This is a genomic window from Escherichia marmotae (assembly GCF_002900365.1).
GTDB classification, from domain to species: Bacteria; Pseudomonadota; Gammaproteobacteria; order Enterobacterales; family Enterobacteriaceae; genus Escherichia; species Escherichia marmotae.
In genome coordinates this window covers 3,205,737-3,221,958 of record NZ_CP025979.1, presented here as the reverse complement: position 1 = coordinate 3,221,958, position 16,222 = coordinate 3,205,737, and the positions used below count along the sequence as shown (strand labels likewise).

The window sequence follows — 16,222 nt, the reverse complement described above, 5'->3', positions numbered from 1 at the left end:
CAAAGAGAATCGATGTGAAAGTACTGACTGTATTTGGTACGCGCCCGGAAGCCATCAAGATGGCGCCGTTGGTGCATGCGTTGGCAAAAGATCCTTTTTTTGAGGCTAAAGTTTGCGTCACTGCGCAGCATCGGGAGATGCTCGATCAGGTGCTGAAACTCTTTTCCATTGTACCTGACTACGATCTCAACATAATGCAGCCAGGACAGGGACTGACAGAGATAACCTGTCGAATTCTTGAGGGATTAAAACCTATTCTTGCCGAGTTCAAACCAGACGTTGTACTGGTACACGGCGATACCACCACGACGCTGGCCACCAGTCTGGCGGCGTTTTATCAGCGCATTCCTGTTGGTCACGTTGAGGCCGGGCTACGCACGGGCGATCTTTACTCGCCGTGGCCGGAAGAGGCTAACCGCACGCTGACCGGTCATCTGGCAATGTACCATTTCTCCCCAACTGAGACCTCACGGCAAAACCTGCTACGTGAAAACGTCGTTGATAGCCGAATCTTCATTACCGGCAATACAGTTATCGACGCTTTGTTGTGGGTGCGCGATCAAGTGATGAGCAGCGAGATGCTGCGTTCAGAACTGGCGGCAAATTACCCGTTTATCGACCCTGATAAGAAGATGATTCTGGTGACCGGTCACAGGCGTGAAAGCTTCGGTCGTGGCTTTGAGGAGATTTGCCATGCGCTGGCAGAAATAGCCACCACTCATCAGGACATCCAGATTGTTTATCCGGTACATCTCAACCCGAATGTCAGAGAACCGGTTAGTCGCATTCTGGGGCACGTAAAAAACGTCATTCTGATCGATCCCCAGGAGTATTTACCGTTTGTCTGGCTGATGAATCACGCATGGTTGATTTTGACCGACTCTGGCGGTATTCAGGAGGAAGCACCTTCGCTGGGTAAACCGGTGCTGGTGATGCGTGACACCACCGAGCGCCCGGAAGCTGTTACCGCTGGAACGGTGCGTCTGGTGGGGACGGATAAACAACGGATCGTTGAGGAAGTGACACGTCTTCTCAACGACGACAACGAATATCAAATGATGAGCCGCGCCCATAACCCCTATGGTGATGGTCAGGCATGCTCTCGCATTCTGGAAGCGTTAAAAAATAATCGGATATCACTATGAGTTTTGCGACCATTTCTGTCATCGGACTGGGTTACATTGGGCTGCCGACAGCCGCTGCGTTTGCCTCACGGCAAAAACAGGTGATTGGTGTCGATATCAACCAACAAACGGTTGATACTATCAATCGTGGCGAAATCCATATCGTCGAGCCTGATTTGGCGAGTGTAGTAAAAACTGCCGTAGAAGGTGGCTTTTTGCGAGCGAGCACAACGCCCGTTGAGGCTGATGCCTGGCTGATTGCTGTACCAACGCCGTTTAAAGGCGATCATGAGCCGGATATGGCTTACGTCGAATCGGCTGCCCGCTCCATTGCGCCAGTGCTGAAAAAAGGTGCGCTGGTGATCCTTGAGTCCACCTCTCCGGTGGGTTCAACCGAGAAAATGGCAGAATGGTTAGCAGAAATGCGTCCGGACCTGACTTTCCCGCAGCAGGTGGGCGAACAGGCCGACGTGAATATTGCCTATTGCCCGGAACGCGTGTTACCGGGGCAGGTGATGGTCGAGCTGATTAAAAATGACCGTGTAATAGGTGGCATGACACCGGTTTGCTCGGCGCGCGCCAGTGAACTGTACAAAATTTTCCTCGAAGGTGAGTGTGTTGTCACTAACTCCCGGACGGCGGAAATGTGTAAGCTCACCGAAAATAGCTTCCGCGATGTGAATATCGCGTTTGCTAACGAACTGTCGCTGATTTGCGCCGGGCAGGAAATTAACGTCTGGGAGCTGATTCGTCTGGCGAATCGCCACCCTCGCGTCAATATTCTTCAGCCAGGCCCGGGCGTGGGCGGCCACTGTATTGCCGTTGACCCGTGGTTTATCGTAGCGCAGAACCCGCAGCAGGCGCGGCTTATCCGTACTGCCAGGGAAGTGAACGATCACAAACCTTTTTGGGTAATTGATCAGGTGAAAGCGGCGGTTGCCGATTGCCTGGCCGCTACCGATAAACGCGCCAGCGAAGTGAAAATTGCCTGCTTTGGGCTGGCATTTAAACCGAATATTGATGACCTGCGCGAAAGCCCGGCGATGGAAATCGCTGAACTGATCGCCCAGTGGCATAACGGCGAGACGCTGGTCGTTGAACCGAACATTCACCAGTTGCCGAAAAAACTGGCCGGGCTTTGCACGCTGGCGCAGCTTGACGAAGCGCTGGCGACGGCAGACGTGCTGGTGATGTTGGTCGATCACAGTCAGTTCAAAGCCATCAGCGGCGATCATATTAAGCAGCAGTATGTCGTCGATACCAAAGGGGTCTGGCGCTGATGAGAAAGATTCTGGTGACAGGCGGTGCCGGATTTATTGGCTCGGCGCTGGTGCGTTATATCATCAACGAAACAAGTGATGCGGTGGTGGTGGTCGATAAATTGACCTACGCCGGAAACCTGATGTCGCTGGCATCGGTCACGCAGAGCGATCGCTTTGCCTTTGAGAAAGTTGATATCTGCGATCGGGCAGCGTTGGAACGCGTTTTTATCGAACATCAGCCCGACTGTGTGATGCATCTGGCGGCAGAAAGCCATGTTGACCGTTCTATCGATGGTCCGGCGGCGTTTATCGAAACCAACATTGTGGGGACTTACACACTGCTTGAAGCGGCGCGGGCTTACTGGAATACGCTGGTGGAAGATAAAAAATTGGCCTTTCGTTTCCATCATATCTCCACCGACGAAGTGTACGGCGACCTGCACTCTACGGATGATTTCTTCACCGAAACTACGCCGTATGCGCCGAGCAGCCCTTATTCCGCGTCGAAAGCCAGCAGCGACCATCTGGTGCGCGCTTGGCTGCGTACCTACGGTCTGCCGACACTTATCACCAACTGCTCGAATAACTACGGCCCTTACCATTTTCCGGAAAAACTGATCCCGTTGATGATACTCAACGCGCTGGCGGGTAAACCGCTGCCGGTATATGGCAACGGGCAGCAAATCCGTGACTGGTTGTATGTTGAAGATCATGCCCGCGCGCTGTACTGCGTGGTGACCACCGGTAAAGTCGGTGAAACGTATAATATTGGTGGCCATAACGAGCGCAAGAATCTCGATGTCGTGGAAACCATTTGTGAACTGTTGGAAGAACTGGCTCCGGATAAACCGCACGGCGTGGCGCACTATCGTGACCTGATCACCTTTGTCGCTGACCGCCCGGGGCATGATTTACGTTATGCCATTGATGCCACGAAAATTGCTCGTGAACTTGGCTGGCTGCCGCAGGAAACCTTTGAAAGCGGGATGCGCAAAACGGTGCGGTGGTATTTGGCTAATGAAAGCTGGTGGAAGCGGGTGCAGGACGGCAGTTATCAGGGTGAGCGTTTAGGTCTGAAAGGCTAATTTTCAGCGGAGGAAAACATGAAAGGTATTATCCTGGCGGGCGGTTCCGGTACACGATTGCATCCGATTACGCGCGGCGTGTCGAAGCAACTGTTGCCGATCTACGATAAGCCAATGATTTACTACCCGCTGTCGGTGCTGATGCTGGCCGGTATCCGCGAAATTCTCATCATCACCACGCCGGAAGATAAAGGTTATTTCCAACGCCTGCTGGGCGATGGTAGCGAATTCGGTATCCATCTGGAATATGCCGAACAGCCCAGCCCGGACGGTCTGGCGCAGGCATTTATCATCGGTGAAACTTTCCTCAACGGCGAGCCTTCTTGTCTGGTGCTGGGAGATAATATTTTCTTCGGCCAGGGCTTCAGTCCGAAGCTGCGCCATGTTGCGGCGCGCACTGAAGGGGCCACGATTTTTGGCTATCAGGTGATGGACCCGGAACGCTTTGGTGTGGTGGAGTTTGACGACAATTTCCGTGCTATCTCGCTGGAAGAAAAGCCAAAACAGCCGAAATCAAACTGGGCGGTGACCGGACTTTATTTCTACGACAGCAAAGTGGTGGAGTACGCCAAACAAGTTAAACCTTCGGAGCGTGGCGAGCTGGAGATTACCTCCATCAACCAGATGTATCTGGAGGCAGGTAACCTGACCGTTGAACTTCTCGGGCGCGGGTTTGCCTGGTTGGACACTGGTACTCACGATAGCCTGATTGAAGCCAGCACTTTTGTGCAGACGGTGGAAAAACGCCAGGGTTTTAAGATTGCCTGCCTGGAAGAGATTGCCTGGCGCAACGGCTGGCTCGATGACGAAGGTGTGAAGCGTGCAGCCAGTTCATTAACGAAAACTGGCTACGGTCAATATCTGCTGGAGTTACTCCGTGCCCGTCCGCGCCAGTATTGAGCCACTCACCTGGGAAAATGCCTTCTTTGGTGTTAATAGCGCCATCGTGTGTATTAACCCTGACGCGCCACTCCTGACACCAGACGCTTTAGCGCCGTGGTCACGGGTGCAGGCCAAAATAGTCGCATCAAATATCGGTGAACTGGATGCCCTGCAACAGTTGGGATTCTCACTGGTAGAAGGTGAAGTTGATTTGGCGCTACCCGTGACCAGAGCCAGTGATAGCGGCGCAGAAGTGGCACAAGAGACAGATATTCCAGTACTACGCCAGTTAGCGAGTGAGGCATTTGCGCAAAGCCGTTTTCGTGCACCGTGGTATGCGCCTGAAGCCAGTGGGCGCTTTTATGCGCAGTGGATTGAAAACGCCGTTCACGGCACCTTTGATCATCAATGTCTGATCTTACGCACGCCATCCGGCGATATTCGTGGCTATGTCTCTTTACGTGAGCTCAATGCGACAGACGTGCGTATTGGCCTGCTGGCAGGACGCGGTGCAGGTGCAGAGCTGATGCAAACGGCGCTAAACTGGGCGTATGCTCGCGGTAAAACAACATTGCGGGTGGCGACCCAGATGGGCAACACCGCCGCGCTTAAACGATACATAAAAAGTGGTGCAAATGTAGAAAGCACCGCGTACTGGTTATACAGGTGATCACATGATTCCATTTAACGCACCGCCGGTGGTGGGAACCGAACTCGATTATATGCAGTCGGCAATGGGTAGCGGCAAACTGTGTGGCGATGGTGGTTTTACCCGTCGCTGCCAGCAGTGGCTGGAGCAACGTTTTGGCAGCGCCAAAGCGCTGTTGACGCCGTCCTGCACCGCTTCTCTGGAGATGGCGGCGCTGTTGTTGGATATCCAGCCTAGCGATGAAGTGATCATGCCGAGTTATACCTTTGTCTCCACCGCCAACGCCTTCGTGCTGCGTGGAGCGAAAATCGTTTTTGTGGATGTTCGCCCGGACACTATGAACATCGACGAAACGCTGATTGAAGCGGCGATCACCGACAAAACGCGCGTTATCGTGCCGGTGCATTACGCGGGCGTGGCCTGTGAAATGGACACCATTATGGCGTTGGCGAAAAAACATAACCTGTTTGTGGTGGAAGATGCCGCTCAGGGTGTGATGTCCACTTACAAAGGGCGTGCGCTGGGAACCATTGGTCATATTGGCTGCTTTAGCTTCCATGAAACCAAAAACTACACCGCGGGTGGTGAAGGCGGCGCTACGTTGATTAATGATAAAAAATTGATTGAACGCGCCGAGATCATCCGTGAAAAAGGCACTAATCGTAGCCAGTTCTTCCGTGGTCAGGTGGATAAATACACCTGGCGCGATATCGGCTCCAGCTATTTGATGTCCGATCTGCAAGCCGCATATCTGTGGGCGCAACTGGAAGCAGCGGATCGTATCAACCAGCAGCGTCTGGCGCTGTGGCAAAACTATTACGATGCACTGGCACCACTGGCGAAAGCCGGGCGTATCGAACTGCCGTCGATTCCGGATAGCTGCGTGCAGAACGCGCATATGTTCTACATTAAGCTGCGTGATATTGATGACCGGAATGCGTTGATTAACTTCCTGAAAAAAGCAGAAATCATGGCGGTGTTCCATTACATTCCGCTGCACGCAAGCCCGGCGGGTGAACGGTTTGGTGAGTTCCACGGTGAAGATCGCTACACCACCAAAGAGAGCGAGCGCCTGCTGCGTCTGCCGCTGTTCTACAATCTGTCGCCCGTCAATCAACGCACGGTAATTGCGACCTTGCTGAACTACTTCTCCTGATATGTCGCTGGCGAAAGCGTCCTTATGGACGGCGGCCAGTACGCTGGTCAAGATTGGTGCCGGGTTACTGGTCGGTAAGCTGCTGGCGGTATCATTTGGTCCGGCAGGGCTGGGGCTGGCGGCTAACTTCCGTCAGTTGATTACCGTACTCGGCGTGCTTGCCGGGGCGGGCATTTTTAACGGCGTAACCAAATACGTTGCCCAGTATCATGATAATCCGCAGCAGCTACGTCGTGTGGTGGGTACATCATCAGCGATGGTGCTTGGTTTCTCCACGCTGATGGCGCTGATTTTTGTGCTGGCAGCCGCTCCGATCAGCCAGGGATTGTTCGGGAATACTGACTACCAGGGGCTGGTACGTTTAGTGGCGCTGGTGCAAATGGGTATCGCCTGGGGCAACCTGTTGCTGGCGCTGATGAAAGGCTTTCGCGATGCCGCGGGTAATGCGTTATCGCTGATTGTTGGCAGCCTGATTGGTGTTATCGCTTACTACGTCAGTTACCGTTTTGGTGGCTATGAAGGCGCGTTGCTTGGGCTGGCGCTGATTCCTGCGTTGGTGGTGATTCCGGCTGCCATCATGTTGATCAAACGTGGCGCTATCCCGTTAAGCTATCTGAAACCCAGTTGGGATAGCGGTCTGGCGGGGCAGTTGAGTAAGTTCACGTTAATGGCGCTGATTACTTCGGTGACCTTGCCCGTTGCTTACATCATGATGCGTAAGTTGCTGGCGGCGCAGTATAGCTGGGATGAGGTGGGGATCTGGCAAGGCGTAAGTAGTATTTCCGACGCCTACCTGCAATTCATTACCGCCTCTTTTAGCGTGTATTTACTGCCCACTCTGTCGCGGCTAACAGAAAAGCGCGATATCACCCGCGAAGTGGTGAAGTCGCTGAAATTCGTTCTACCGGCGGTGGCAGCGGCGAGTTTTACAGTCTGGTTGCTGCGTGACTTTGCCATCTGGCTACTTTTATCGAACAAATTTACCGCCATGCGCGATCTCTTTGCCTGGCAGTTGGTTGGCGATGTGTTAAAAGTGGGCGCTTATGTCTTTGGTTATCTGGTGATCGCCAAAGCGTCGCTCCGGTTTTATATTCTGGCGGAAGTCAGTCAGTTCACGTTGTTGATGGTATTTGCCCACTGGTTGATCCCCGCGCATGGCGCGCTGGGCGCGGCGCAGGCATATATGGCAACCTATATCGTCTATTTTTCTCTTTGTTGTGGCGTGTTTTTACTCTGGCGTAGGCGGGCATGACTGTACTGATTCACGTTTTGGGATCGGATATCCCTCACCATAACCAAACCGTTTTGCGGTTTTTCAACGACGCGCTGGCTGCGACAAGCGAGCACGCGCGTGAGTTTATGGTTGCAGGCAAGGACGACGGCTTAAGTGATAGCTGTCCGGCGCTCACTATCCGCTTTTTTGCAGACAAAAAATCACTGGCTGAAGCGGTTATCGCGAAAGCGAAAGCTAACCGTCAACAGCGGTTTTTCTTCCATGGCCAGTTCAATCCAAAACTATGGCTGGCGCTGCTTAGCGGCGGAATCAAGCCCAGCCAGTTTTACTGGCATATATGGGGCGCTGATTTGTATGAACTTTCCAGTGGCTTGAGATATAAGCTCTTTTATCCGCTGCGCCGCCTGGCACAAAAGCGAGTGGGCTGTGTATTTGCCACTCGGGGAGACTTGAGCTTTTTTGCCAGAACGCATCCAAAGGTGCGAGGCGAACTGATTTACTTCCCAACCCGGATGGATCCTTCTCTCAATACGATGGCTAACGATCGGCAACGTGAAGGGAAAATGACTATTCTGGTGGGGAACTCCGGCGATCGCAGTAATGAACACATCGCTGCCTTACGCGCTGTGCATCGGCAGTTTGGCGATACGGTGAAAGTGGTGGTGCCGATGGGATATCCGGCCAACAACGATGCGTATATCAACGAAGTTCGTCAGGCGGGGCTGGAATTATTCAGCGAAGAAAATCTGCAAATTCTGAGCGAAAAAATGGATTTTGACGCTTATCTGGCACTACTTCGCCAGTGCGATCTCGGCTACTTTATTTTTGCCCGTCAGCAAGGTATCGGTACGCTGTGCTTGTTGATTCAGGCTGGCATCCCCTGCGTACTTAATCGGGAAAACCCGTTCTGGCAGGATATGACGGAGCAACATTTGCCGGTGCTGTTTACCACTGACGATCTCAATGAGGATATTGTGCGTGAAGCGCAGCGCCAGTTGGCGTCGGTAGATAAAAACCACATTGCCTTCTTTAGTCCAAACTATCTGCAAGGCTGGCATCGGGCGCTGGCAATTGCCGCTGGGGAGGTCGCATGAGCCTGCTGCAATTCAGCGGCCTGTTTGTTGTCTGGCTGCTCTGTACGCTGTTTATCGCCACGCTGACCTGGTTTGAGTTTCGCCGCGTGCGGTTTAACTTCAATATCTTCTTTTCATTGCTTTTTTTGCTGACGTTTTTCTTCGGATTTCCGCTGACCAGCGTACTGGTATTCCGCTTTGATGTTGGTGTCGCGCCGCCAGAAATCTTGTTGCAGGCGTTGCTTTCTGCGGGCTGCTTTTACGCGGTTTATTACGTCACCTACAAAACCCGCTTACGCAAAAGTGTTGCCGATGCACCGCGCCGTCCAGTGTTTACCATGAATCGCGTGGAAACCAATCTTACCTGGTTTCTCCTGATGGGCATCGCGTTGGTCAGTGTCGGCATCTTCTTCATGCACAACGGCTTTTTGTTGTTCCGACTTAACTCCTACAGTCAGATCTTTTCCAGTGAAGTCTCCGGCGTGGCGTTAAAGCGCTTCTTTTACTTTTTTATCCCGGCGATGCTGGTGGTCTATTTTCTGCGCCAGGACAGCAAAGCATGGCTGTTTTTCCTCGTCAGTACCGTTGCCTTTGGATTGCTGACCTACATGATTGTCGGTGGCACTCGCGCCAATATCATTATCGCGTTCGCTATCTTCCTGTTTATCGGCATTATTCGCGGTTGGATTTCACTGTGGATGCTGGCAGCGGCAGGCGTGCTGGGGATTGTCGGTATGTTCTGGCTGGCGCTAAAACGCTACGGAATGAACGTGAGCGGTGATGAAGCTTTCTACACGTTTCTCTATCTCACCCGCGACACTTTCTCGCCGTGGGAGAATCTGGCGTTGCTATTGCAGAACTACGACAACATCGACTTCCAGGGGCTGGCACCGATTGTCCGTGATTTCTATGTCTTTATTCCTTCCTGGCTGTGGCCGGGTCGGCCCAGTATGGTGCTGAACTCCGCCAACTATTTCACCTGGGAAGTGCTGAATAATCACTCCGGGCTGGCTATCTCACCTACGCTTATCGGCTCACTGGTGGTGATGGGCGGTGTGTTGTTTATTCCGCTTGGGGCGATTGTGGTTGGCCTGATTATAAAATGGTTCGACTGGCTGTATGAGCTGGGCAACCGCGAAACCAATCGCTATAAGGCAGCGATTTTGCACAGTTTCTGCTTTGGGGCGATCTTCAATATGATCGTGCTGGCGCGCGAAGGACTGGATTCATTTGTCTCGCGGGTGGTCTTTTTTATCGTGGTCTTCGGTGCAAGCCTGATGATTGCAAAACTACTGTACTGGCTTTTTGATAGCGCCGGACTCATTCATAAACGAATAAAATCATCGCTCCGGACGCAGATTGAAGGATAACAATGAATAACAACACCACAGCACCGACCTATACGCTGCGTGGCTTACAGTTGATCGGTTGGCGTGATATGCAGCATGCCCTCGATTATCTGTTCGCTGATGGGCAGCTTAAGCAGGGAACGCTGGTTGCCATTAATGCCGAAAAAATGCTGACCATTGAAGATAACGCCGAGGTCAGGGCGTTAATTAACGCTGCCGAATTTAAATATGCCGATGGCATTAGCGTCGTGCGTTCGGTACGTAAAAAATATCCTCAGTCACAGGTTTCCCGCGTAGCTGGAGCCGATCTCTGGGAAGAGCTGATGGCTCGCGCAGGAAAAGAAGGGACGCCCGTTTTTCTTGTTGGCGGCAAACCTGAAGTACTGGCGCAGACCGAAACTAAACTGCGCGGCCAGTGGAATGTGAATATCGTTGGCAGCCAGGATGGTTATTTCAAACCCGAGCAGCGTCAGGCGCTGTTTGAGCGTATCCATGCCAGTGGCGCGCAAATCGTCACTGTCGCAATGGGATCGCCAAAACAGGAAATCTTCATGCGCGACTGCCGTCAGGTGCATCCTGATGCGCTTTATATGGGCATTGGCGGAACGTACGATGTTTTTACTGGCCATGTGAAACGCGCGCCGAAAATCTGGCAAAAACTGGGGTTGGAGTGGCTCTATCGCCTGCTTTCGCAGCCGAGTCGCATTAAGCGTCAGCTCCGTTTACTGCGCTATTTACGCTGGCATTACACCGGCAACCTCTGATTTTCCCTCTCTCGCTGGCGGCATAAGTGTTCACAATGTCGCCTGTTCTTCACCTTCCTGCTGTTTTATTACACAAAGCATTCAAATTTTTAATGCTTCATTTGCCATTTCTCCTGAATTACGAAAACATTCGCAACACTCGATGTACCCATAACGATAACCGGTAACACCGGAAAAACATGCAAACACAACACGAGGATTTATGGCAGATAACAAACCAGAGCTACAGCGTGGGCTGGAAGCTCGACATATCGAACTCATCGCCCTGGGGGGCACCATTGGCGTTGGTCTGTTTATGGGGGCCGCCAGCACCCTAAAATGGGCTGGGCCATCTGTATTGTTGGCCTATATCATCGCCGGGCTGTTCGTCTTTTTCATCATGCGCTCAATGGGCGAAATGTTATTCCTTGAGCCGGTTACCGGTTCGTTCGCCGTCTACGCACATCGTTATATGAGCCCGTTTTTTGGCTATCTCACTGCCTGGTCTTACTGGTTCATGTGGATGGCGGTGGGGATCTCGGAAATCACTGCCATTGGCGTCTACGTCCAGTTCTGGTTCCCGGAGATGGCACAGTGGATACCTGCATTGATCGCGGTGGCGCTGGTGGCGCTGGCGAATCTGGCGGCGGTCAGACTGTATGGTGAAATCGAGTTTTGGTTCGCGATGATCAAAGTCACCACGATCATCGTTATGATAGTCATTGGCCTGGGCGTGATTTTCTTTGGCTTTGGCAATGGCGGGCAGTCGATTGGTTTTGGCAATCTCACTGAGCACGGCGGTTTCTTTGCGGGTGGCTGGAAAGGGTTCCTGACGGCGCTGTGTATCGTGGTGGCGTCCTACCAGGGTGTGGAGCTGATTGGCATTACTGCCGGTGAAGCGAAAAATCCGCAGGTGACGTTGCGCAGTGCGGTAGGCAAAGTGCTGTGGCGAATCCTTATTTTCTACGTAGGCGCGATCTTCGTTATCGTCACCATCTTCCCGTGGAATGAAATTGGCAGCAATGGCAGCCCGTTTGTACTGACTTTCGCCAAAATTGGCATTACCGCAGCCGCGGGTATTATCAACTTTGTGGTACTGACGGCGGCGCTTTCTGGCTGTAACAGCGGTATGTACAGTTGCGGACGTATGCTTTATGCACTGGCGAAAAACCGTCAGTTACCGGCGGCGATGGCAAAAGTTTCTCGTCACGGCGTGCCGGTTGCGGGAGTAGCGGTATCCATTGCCATCCTGTTAATTGGCTCGTGCCTGAACTACATCATTCCCAATCCGCAGCGTGTGTTTGTTTACGTCTACAGCGCCAGCGTGCTGCCGGGGATGGTGCCGTGGTTTGTGATCCTGATAAGCCAACTGCGTTTTCGTCGTGCGCACAAAGCGGCGATTGCCAGCCATCCGTTCCGCTCCATTCTGTTCCCGTGGGCAAATTATGTGACAATGGCGTTCCTTATTTGCGTTTTGATCGGCATGTACTTTAATGAAGATACTCGTATGTCGCTGTTTGTCGGCATCATCTTCATGCTGGCGGTGACGGCGATTTACAAAGTTTTTGGGCTTAATCGCCACGGTAAAGCGCATAAACTGGAGGAATAAGCAGCAAAATGCGCAAAGCGTAACCAAACGCGCATTTTATTTAAAAAGGGACTAGACAGAGGGGTGGGAAGTCCGTATTATCCACTCCCGCAACGGCGCTAAGCGCCCGTAGCTCAGCTGGATAGAGCGCTGCCCTCCGGAGGCAGAGGTCTCAGGTTCGAATCCTGTCGGGCGCGCCATTTAGTCCCGGCGCTTGAGCTGCGGTGGTAGTAATACCGCGTAACAAGATTTGTAGTGGTGGCTATAGCTCAGTTGGTAGAGCCCTGGATTGTGATTCCAGTTGTCGTGGGTTCGAATCCCATTAGCCACCCCATTATTAGAAGTTGTGAAAATGCGAAGGTGGCGGAATTGGTAGACGCGCTAGCTTCAGGTGTTAGTGTCCTTACGGACGTGGGGGTTCAAGTCCCCCCCCTCGCACCACGACTTTAAAGAATTGAACTAAAAATTCAAAAAGCAGTATTTCGGCGAGTAGCGCAGCTTGGTAGCGCAACTGGTTTGGGACCAGTGGGTCGGAGGTTCGAATCCTCTCTCGCCGACCAATTTTGAACCCCGCTTCGGCGGGGTTTTTTGTTTTCTGTGTATTCCATCACTCTCCCTTCGCAATAAACGCCCGTAGTAACTCATTGCCACACGGTATGATTTCGCCCTTAACTTATTGAAGGACGATTTCAGGCAAGGAGCGACTATGCTGCAACAGGTTCCAACGCGTGCTTTTCATGTGATGGCGAAACCGAGCGGTTCCGATTGTAATCTGAACTGTGACTACTGTTTTTATCTCGAAAAACACTCTCTCTACCGCGAACATCCTGTCACACATATGGACGATGACACGCTGGAAGCGTATGTCCGCCACTATATCGCTGCCAGTGAACCACAAAACGAAGTTGCTTTTACCTGGCAAGGCGGAGAGCCAACACTGCCGGGGTTGGAATTTTACCGCCGCGCTGTGGCACTACAGGCAAAATATGGTGCAGGCAGGCGGGTAAGTAACAGCTTCCAGACTAACGGCGTGCTGCTGGATGACGAATGGTGTGCGTTTCTGGCAGAAAATCATTTTCTGGTTGGCTTATCGCTGGACGGCCCGGCAGAGATCCATAATCAATACCGCGTTACCAAAGGCGGCAGACCAACGCATAAACTGGTGATGCGCGCGCTTAAACTACTGCAAAAATATCACGTTGATTATAACGTTCTGGCGTGCGTCAATCGCACCAGCGTGCTGCAACCGTTGCAGGTCTATGAATTTTTGCGTGATGCGGGCGTTGAGTTCATCCAGTTTATTCCGGTGGTGGAACGTCTGGCAGATGAAACAGCAGCCCACGACGGACTGAAATTACGAGCGCCTGGCGATATTCAGGGGGAACTGACGGAATGGTCGGTGCGCCCGCAAGAGTTCGGTGAATTTCTGGTGACGATTTTCGATCACTGGATCAAACGCGACGTCGGTAAGATTTTCGTGATGAATATCGAATGGGCATTTGCCAATTTTGTCGGCGCGCCTGGCGCGGTTTGCCATCATCAGCCAACCTGCGGGCGTTCGGTGATTGTTGAGCACAACGGCGATGTTTACACCTGTGATCACTTTGTCTATCCGCAATATCGACTGGGGAATATGCTTCAGCAGACGATTGCAGAAATGGTAGATTCCCCGCAACAGCAGGCGTTTGGTGAAGATAAATTTAAGCAGTTACCGGCGCAGTGTCGCAGTTGCAACGTGTTAAAAGCGTGCTGGGGAGGTTGCCCGAAACACCGCTTTATGCTCGATGCCAGCGGCAAACCGGGGCTGAATTATTTGTGCATTGGTTATCAGTGTTATTTCCGCCATCTACCGCCATATCTTAAAGCAATGGCTGATTTGCTGGCGCACGGCCGCCCGGCCAGCGACATTATGCAGGCGCATTTGATGGTGGTGAATAAGTAAAAAGTGATTGATTGCCGGATGCGATGCTGACGCATCTTATCCGGCTTACAGAACGATGCAATATATTGAATTTTCAAGATTTTGTAGGCCGGATAAGGCGTTCGCGCCTCATCCGGCATGGGCAGCGCAACCCGATGTAGCGATAGCGCTGAATTAATCAGATTTAATCTGCGCGCGTGGCGGATATTTTTTCAGGATATCCATATACGCGTGCATTTCGGTCTGTAGAGGTACACCCATCGGAATATGCCGCACGCCGATGGAGTCGCTTTCCTGCGGATCGGTGTACAGGTTAAACACCGACGACCCCGCCGTTTGCATTACTGTGCCGGTGAATCCACCCTGATATCCGCTCTGGGTATAAGCGTAAGGTTGCTGAATCAGTACGTGATACTTGAACTCATCCATACGCACAGCAGAAAGTTTGCCGTTGAGGAAGTAGTGCTCGGCCTTACGGTTAGACTGACCATTTGTTCCGAGGAAGAAAGAGGTCTGGTCAACACCATCGATAAAGGTCGTTTTCGGCACTAAATTCGCCACTTTAGCCCCAGGATGCCCCGCCAGATCCAGCGCGGTTGGGAAGAGATCGGCCAGATCGACAATACCGTCGGATTTACGCGGTTGGATCATGCCTTTCCAGTACACGAAGGTGGGTACGCGAACGCCGCCCTCCCAGGTAGAACCTTTCGCGCCACGGAACGGTGTGCGACCGTGCGGTGGCACTTCGGCTTCCGGACCGTTATCGGAGGTAAAGACAATCAGCGTGTTATCAAGCTGACCATTTTTCTCCAGTGCTTTATAGAGATTAGCGAACACATCGTTCATTTCTACCATGCAGTCGCCGTAAGAGGTGCGTGCCGGAGAACTACCGGCATATTTGGCATTCGGGTAGTTATCGAAGTGGCAGCCGCGCGTACCGTAATACAAGAAGAATGGTTTATCGCTCTTCGCCATTTTGTCGAGGAACTTAACGCCATATTCCATCCAGCGTTGATCAAGATCTTCCATATACTTCGGCGTAATATCGGCAATGGCTTGCTGCTCACCGCCGCGCACCGCATGAACGTCATCTTTGCTGAACGGTAATTGCTTGATGTACTCAGAACGGTCCGGACTCAGGGCGACTTCCGGATTGACGTGAACATCGCGCCATTCGGTATACATATCAGACACCGAGTTAAAGCCACGGAAATCATCAAAGCCAACGTTTTGCGGCTGCGACTCTTTGTTTTCCCCCATGTGCCATTTACCGATGGCCTGGGTGACATAGCCTTGATCGTGCAGCAGTTGCGGTAGTGTCGTTAACCCTTGCAGACCGCCAGGTTGTCCGTACATCGGCGGCATCAAAATGCCGTGGTGGATGGAATACTGTCCAGTGAGGATCGTTGCGCGGGTTGGTGAAGAACTGGGTTGTGAATAAGCAGACGTCAAAATCAGCCCCTGGCTGGCAACGGCGTCAATATCTGGCGTTGGGTTACCCACCGCCACGCCGCCGCCGTTAAAGCCAACGTCCATCCAGCCCACATCGTCCAGCAAGAAAACAACCACGTTCGGTTTCTTACCGGTTTTTTTCTCAAGTTCTGCCAGTTTCTGCTGGGTTTCTTTATCCTGCGCCGGGTGCTGCATTACCGGCATCATATTATCGGCAATTTGGGTTGCCGGTTTAACCAGATATTGATTTGGGTGATCGTAACCAGAAAAACCTTCGCGCGCGGTAGCGGTTGACGGGGTATCTGCAGCGCTGGCCATTAATGGAAGAGCGGCGGCGACTGCGACCGCCAGTAGTTTGGGTGAAAACGAAATTTCCATGCAAAATGCTCCGGTTTCATGTCATCAAAATGATGGCGTAGTTAAGCATTGATAATTGAGGTCCCTCTCCCTGACAGGATGATTTCATAAATAATGATGATGAAAATAAATTATCTATTTATCTTAAGAATAAATTGAAATATCAGGAGAGCGTTTTCAATCCTACCCCCCGTGCATGCGATATGTAAGGCGTGTTTATTATATCGCGTTGATTATTGATGCTGTTTTTAGTTTTGTCTGTAATTAATATGCGTATCATTAATTGATTATATTTAATCATTCATATCACATATAAAAAAGCATCAGGCTAAGGGAAGGATTTACTC

At 52.0% G+C, this 16,222-nt stretch carries 13 protein-coding genes and 4 tRNA genes; 16 read left to right on the top strand and 1 reads right to left on the bottom strand.

The features are described from left to right. Nucleotides 1-14 precede the first annotated feature (14 nt). The 16 genes from wecB to C1192_RS16560 all read left to right on the top strand — a co-directional run bounded on the left by wecB (nt 15) and on the right by C1192_RS16560 (nt 14,087). Nucleotides 15-1,145: a non-hydrolyzing UDP-N-acetylglucosamine 2-epimerase gene (wecB, locus tag C1192_RS16635; protein ID WP_038355365.1), complete on the top strand. Its 1,131-nt coding sequence runs from the start codon at nt 15-17 to the stop codon at nt 1,143-1,145. Then, nucleotides 1,142-2,404 (top strand): UDP-N-acetyl-D-mannosamine dehydrogenase, encoded by a 1,263-nt coding sequence (wecC, locus tag C1192_RS16630; protein WP_038355366.1) that lies wholly within the window; start codon nt 1,142-1,144, stop codon nt 2,402-2,404. Before wecB ends, wecC begins: the two co-directional genes overlap by 4 nt. Beyond that, nucleotides 2,404-3,471 (top strand): dTDP-glucose 4,6-dehydratase, encoded by a 1,068-nt coding sequence (rffG, locus tag C1192_RS16625; protein WP_001517403.1) that lies wholly within the window; start codon nt 2,404-2,406, stop codon nt 3,469-3,471. Before wecC ends, rffG begins: the two co-directional genes overlap by 1 nt. Nucleotides 3,472-3,489: 18 nt before the next feature. Next, a complete protein-coding gene (gene rfbA, locus C1192_RS16620) occupies nt 3,490-4,371 on the top strand; it encodes a glucose-1-phosphate thymidylyltransferase RfbA (protein ID WP_001517402.1) in 882 nt (293 codons plus the stop codon). Then, nucleotides 4,349-5,023: a dTDP-4-amino-4,6-dideoxy-D-galactose acyltransferase gene (gene rffC, locus C1192_RS16615; RefSeq protein WP_038355367.1), complete on the top strand. Its 675-nt coding sequence runs from the start codon at nt 4,349-4,351 to the stop codon at nt 5,021-5,023. Before rfbA ends, rffC begins: the two co-directional genes overlap by 23 nt. A gap of 4 nt (nt 5,024-5,027) precedes the next feature. Beyond that, nucleotides 5,028-6,158, top strand: coding sequence for a dTDP-4-amino-4,6-dideoxygalactose transaminase (rffA, locus tag C1192_RS16610; protein WP_038355368.1), 1,131 nt, complete (start codon nt 5,028-5,030; stop codon nt 6,156-6,158). A 1-nt stretch (nt 6,159) separates the two neighbouring features. Then, a complete protein-coding gene (gene wzxE / locus C1192_RS16605) occupies nt 6,160-7,410 on the top strand; it encodes a lipid III flippase WzxE (protein ID WP_016262699.1) in 1,251 nt (416 codons plus the stop codon). Beyond that, the gene (gene rffT / locus C1192_RS16600; RefSeq protein WP_001517399.1) at nt 7,407-8,486 is read left to right on the top strand and encodes a TDP-N-acetylfucosamine:lipid II N-acetylfucosaminyltransferase; all 1,080 of its coding nucleotides are present in this window, start codon (nt 7,407-7,409) and stop codon (nt 8,484-8,486) included. The genes wzxE and rffT overlap by 4 nt, the downstream gene beginning before the upstream one ends. Then, nucleotides 8,483-9,835, top strand: a complete 1,353-nt coding sequence (gene wzyE, locus C1192_RS16595) for an ECA oligosaccharide polymerase (RefSeq protein WP_000055110.1) — start codon at nt 8,483-8,485, stop codon at nt 9,833-9,835. Before rffT ends, wzyE begins: the two co-directional genes overlap by 4 nt. Nucleotides 9,836-9,837: 2 nt before the next feature. Continuing rightward, entirely contained in the window at nt 9,838-10,578 is a 741-nt protein-coding gene (gene wecG / locus C1192_RS16590) for a lipopolysaccharide N-acetylmannosaminouronosyltransferase (RefSeq protein ID WP_001064030.1), read from the top strand. A gap of 202 nt (nt 10,579-10,780) precedes the next feature. Next, on the top strand, nt 10,781-12,166 hold the full coding sequence (gene thrP, locus C1192_RS16585) for a bifunctional threonine/serine APC transporter ThrP (RefSeq protein WP_000774725.1): 1,386 nt from the start codon (nt 10,781-10,783) through the stop codon (nt 12,164-12,166). A 102-nt stretch (nt 12,167-12,268) separates the two neighbouring features. Next, nucleotides 12,269-12,345: transfer RNA gene (locus C1192_RS16580), tRNA-Arg, on the top strand. A 58-nt stretch (nt 12,346-12,403) separates the two neighbouring features. Continuing rightward, nucleotides 12,404-12,479, top strand: a tRNA-His gene (locus C1192_RS16575). A 20-nt stretch (nt 12,480-12,499) separates the two neighbouring features. Then, nucleotides 12,500-12,586, top strand: a tRNA-Leu gene (locus tag C1192_RS16570). A gap of 42 nt (nt 12,587-12,628) precedes the next feature. Further along, nucleotides 12,629-12,705: transfer RNA gene (locus tag C1192_RS16565), tRNA-Pro, on the top strand. Between the two features lie 146 nt (nt 12,706-12,851). Further along, nucleotides 12,852-14,087 (top strand): anaerobic sulfatase maturase, encoded by a 1,236-nt coding sequence (locus C1192_RS16560; protein ID WP_038355369.1) that lies wholly within the window; start codon nt 12,852-12,854, stop codon nt 14,085-14,087. 153 nt (nt 14,088-14,240) lie between these two features. On the opposite strand, the gene aslA is transcribed toward C1192_RS16560, so the two are convergent. Further along, nucleotides 14,241-15,896: an arylsulfatase AslA gene (aslA, locus tag C1192_RS16550; RefSeq protein WP_038355370.1), complete on the bottom strand. Its 1,656-nt coding sequence runs from the start codon at nt 15,894-15,896 to the stop codon at nt 14,241-14,243. Nucleotides 15,897-16,222 lie beyond the last annotated feature (326 nt).

Coding starts and splice junctions, on each gene's coding strand:
- rffA (WP_038355368.1), top strand. CDS start 5,028: ATGATTCCATTTAACGCACCGCCGGTGGTGGGAACCGAACTCGATTAT.
- thrP (WP_000774725.1), top strand. CDS start 10,781: ATGGCAGATAACAAACCAGAGCTACAGCGTGGGCTGGAAGCTCGACAT.
- C1192_RS16560 (WP_038355369.1), top strand. CDS start 12,852: ATGCTGCAACAGGTTCCAACGCGTGCTTTTCATGTGATGGCGAAACCG.
- rffG (WP_001517403.1), top strand. CDS start 2,404: ATGAGAAAGATTCTGGTGACAGGCGGTGCCGGATTTATTGGCTCGGCG.
- rfbA (WP_001517402.1), top strand. CDS start 3,490: ATGAAAGGTATTATCCTGGCGGGCGGTTCCGGTACACGATTGCATCCG.
- wecG (WP_001064030.1), top strand. CDS start 9,838: ATGAATAACAACACCACAGCACCGACCTATACGCTGCGTGGCTTACAG.
- wecC (WP_038355366.1), top strand. CDS start 1,142: ATGAGTTTTGCGACCATTTCTGTCATCGGACTGGGTTACATTGGGCTG.
- wzxE (WP_016262699.1), top strand. CDS start 6,160: ATGTCGCTGGCGAAAGCGTCCTTATGGACGGCGGCCAGTACGCTGGTC.
- aslA (WP_038355370.1), bottom strand. CDS start 15,896: ATGGAAATTTCGTTTTCACCCAAACTACTGGCGGTCGCAGTCGCCGCC.
- rffT (WP_001517399.1), top strand. CDS start 7,407: ATGACTGTACTGATTCACGTTTTGGGATCGGATATCCCTCACCATAAC.
- wzyE (WP_000055110.1), top strand. CDS start 8,483: ATGAGCCTGCTGCAATTCAGCGGCCTGTTTGTTGTCTGGCTGCTCTGT.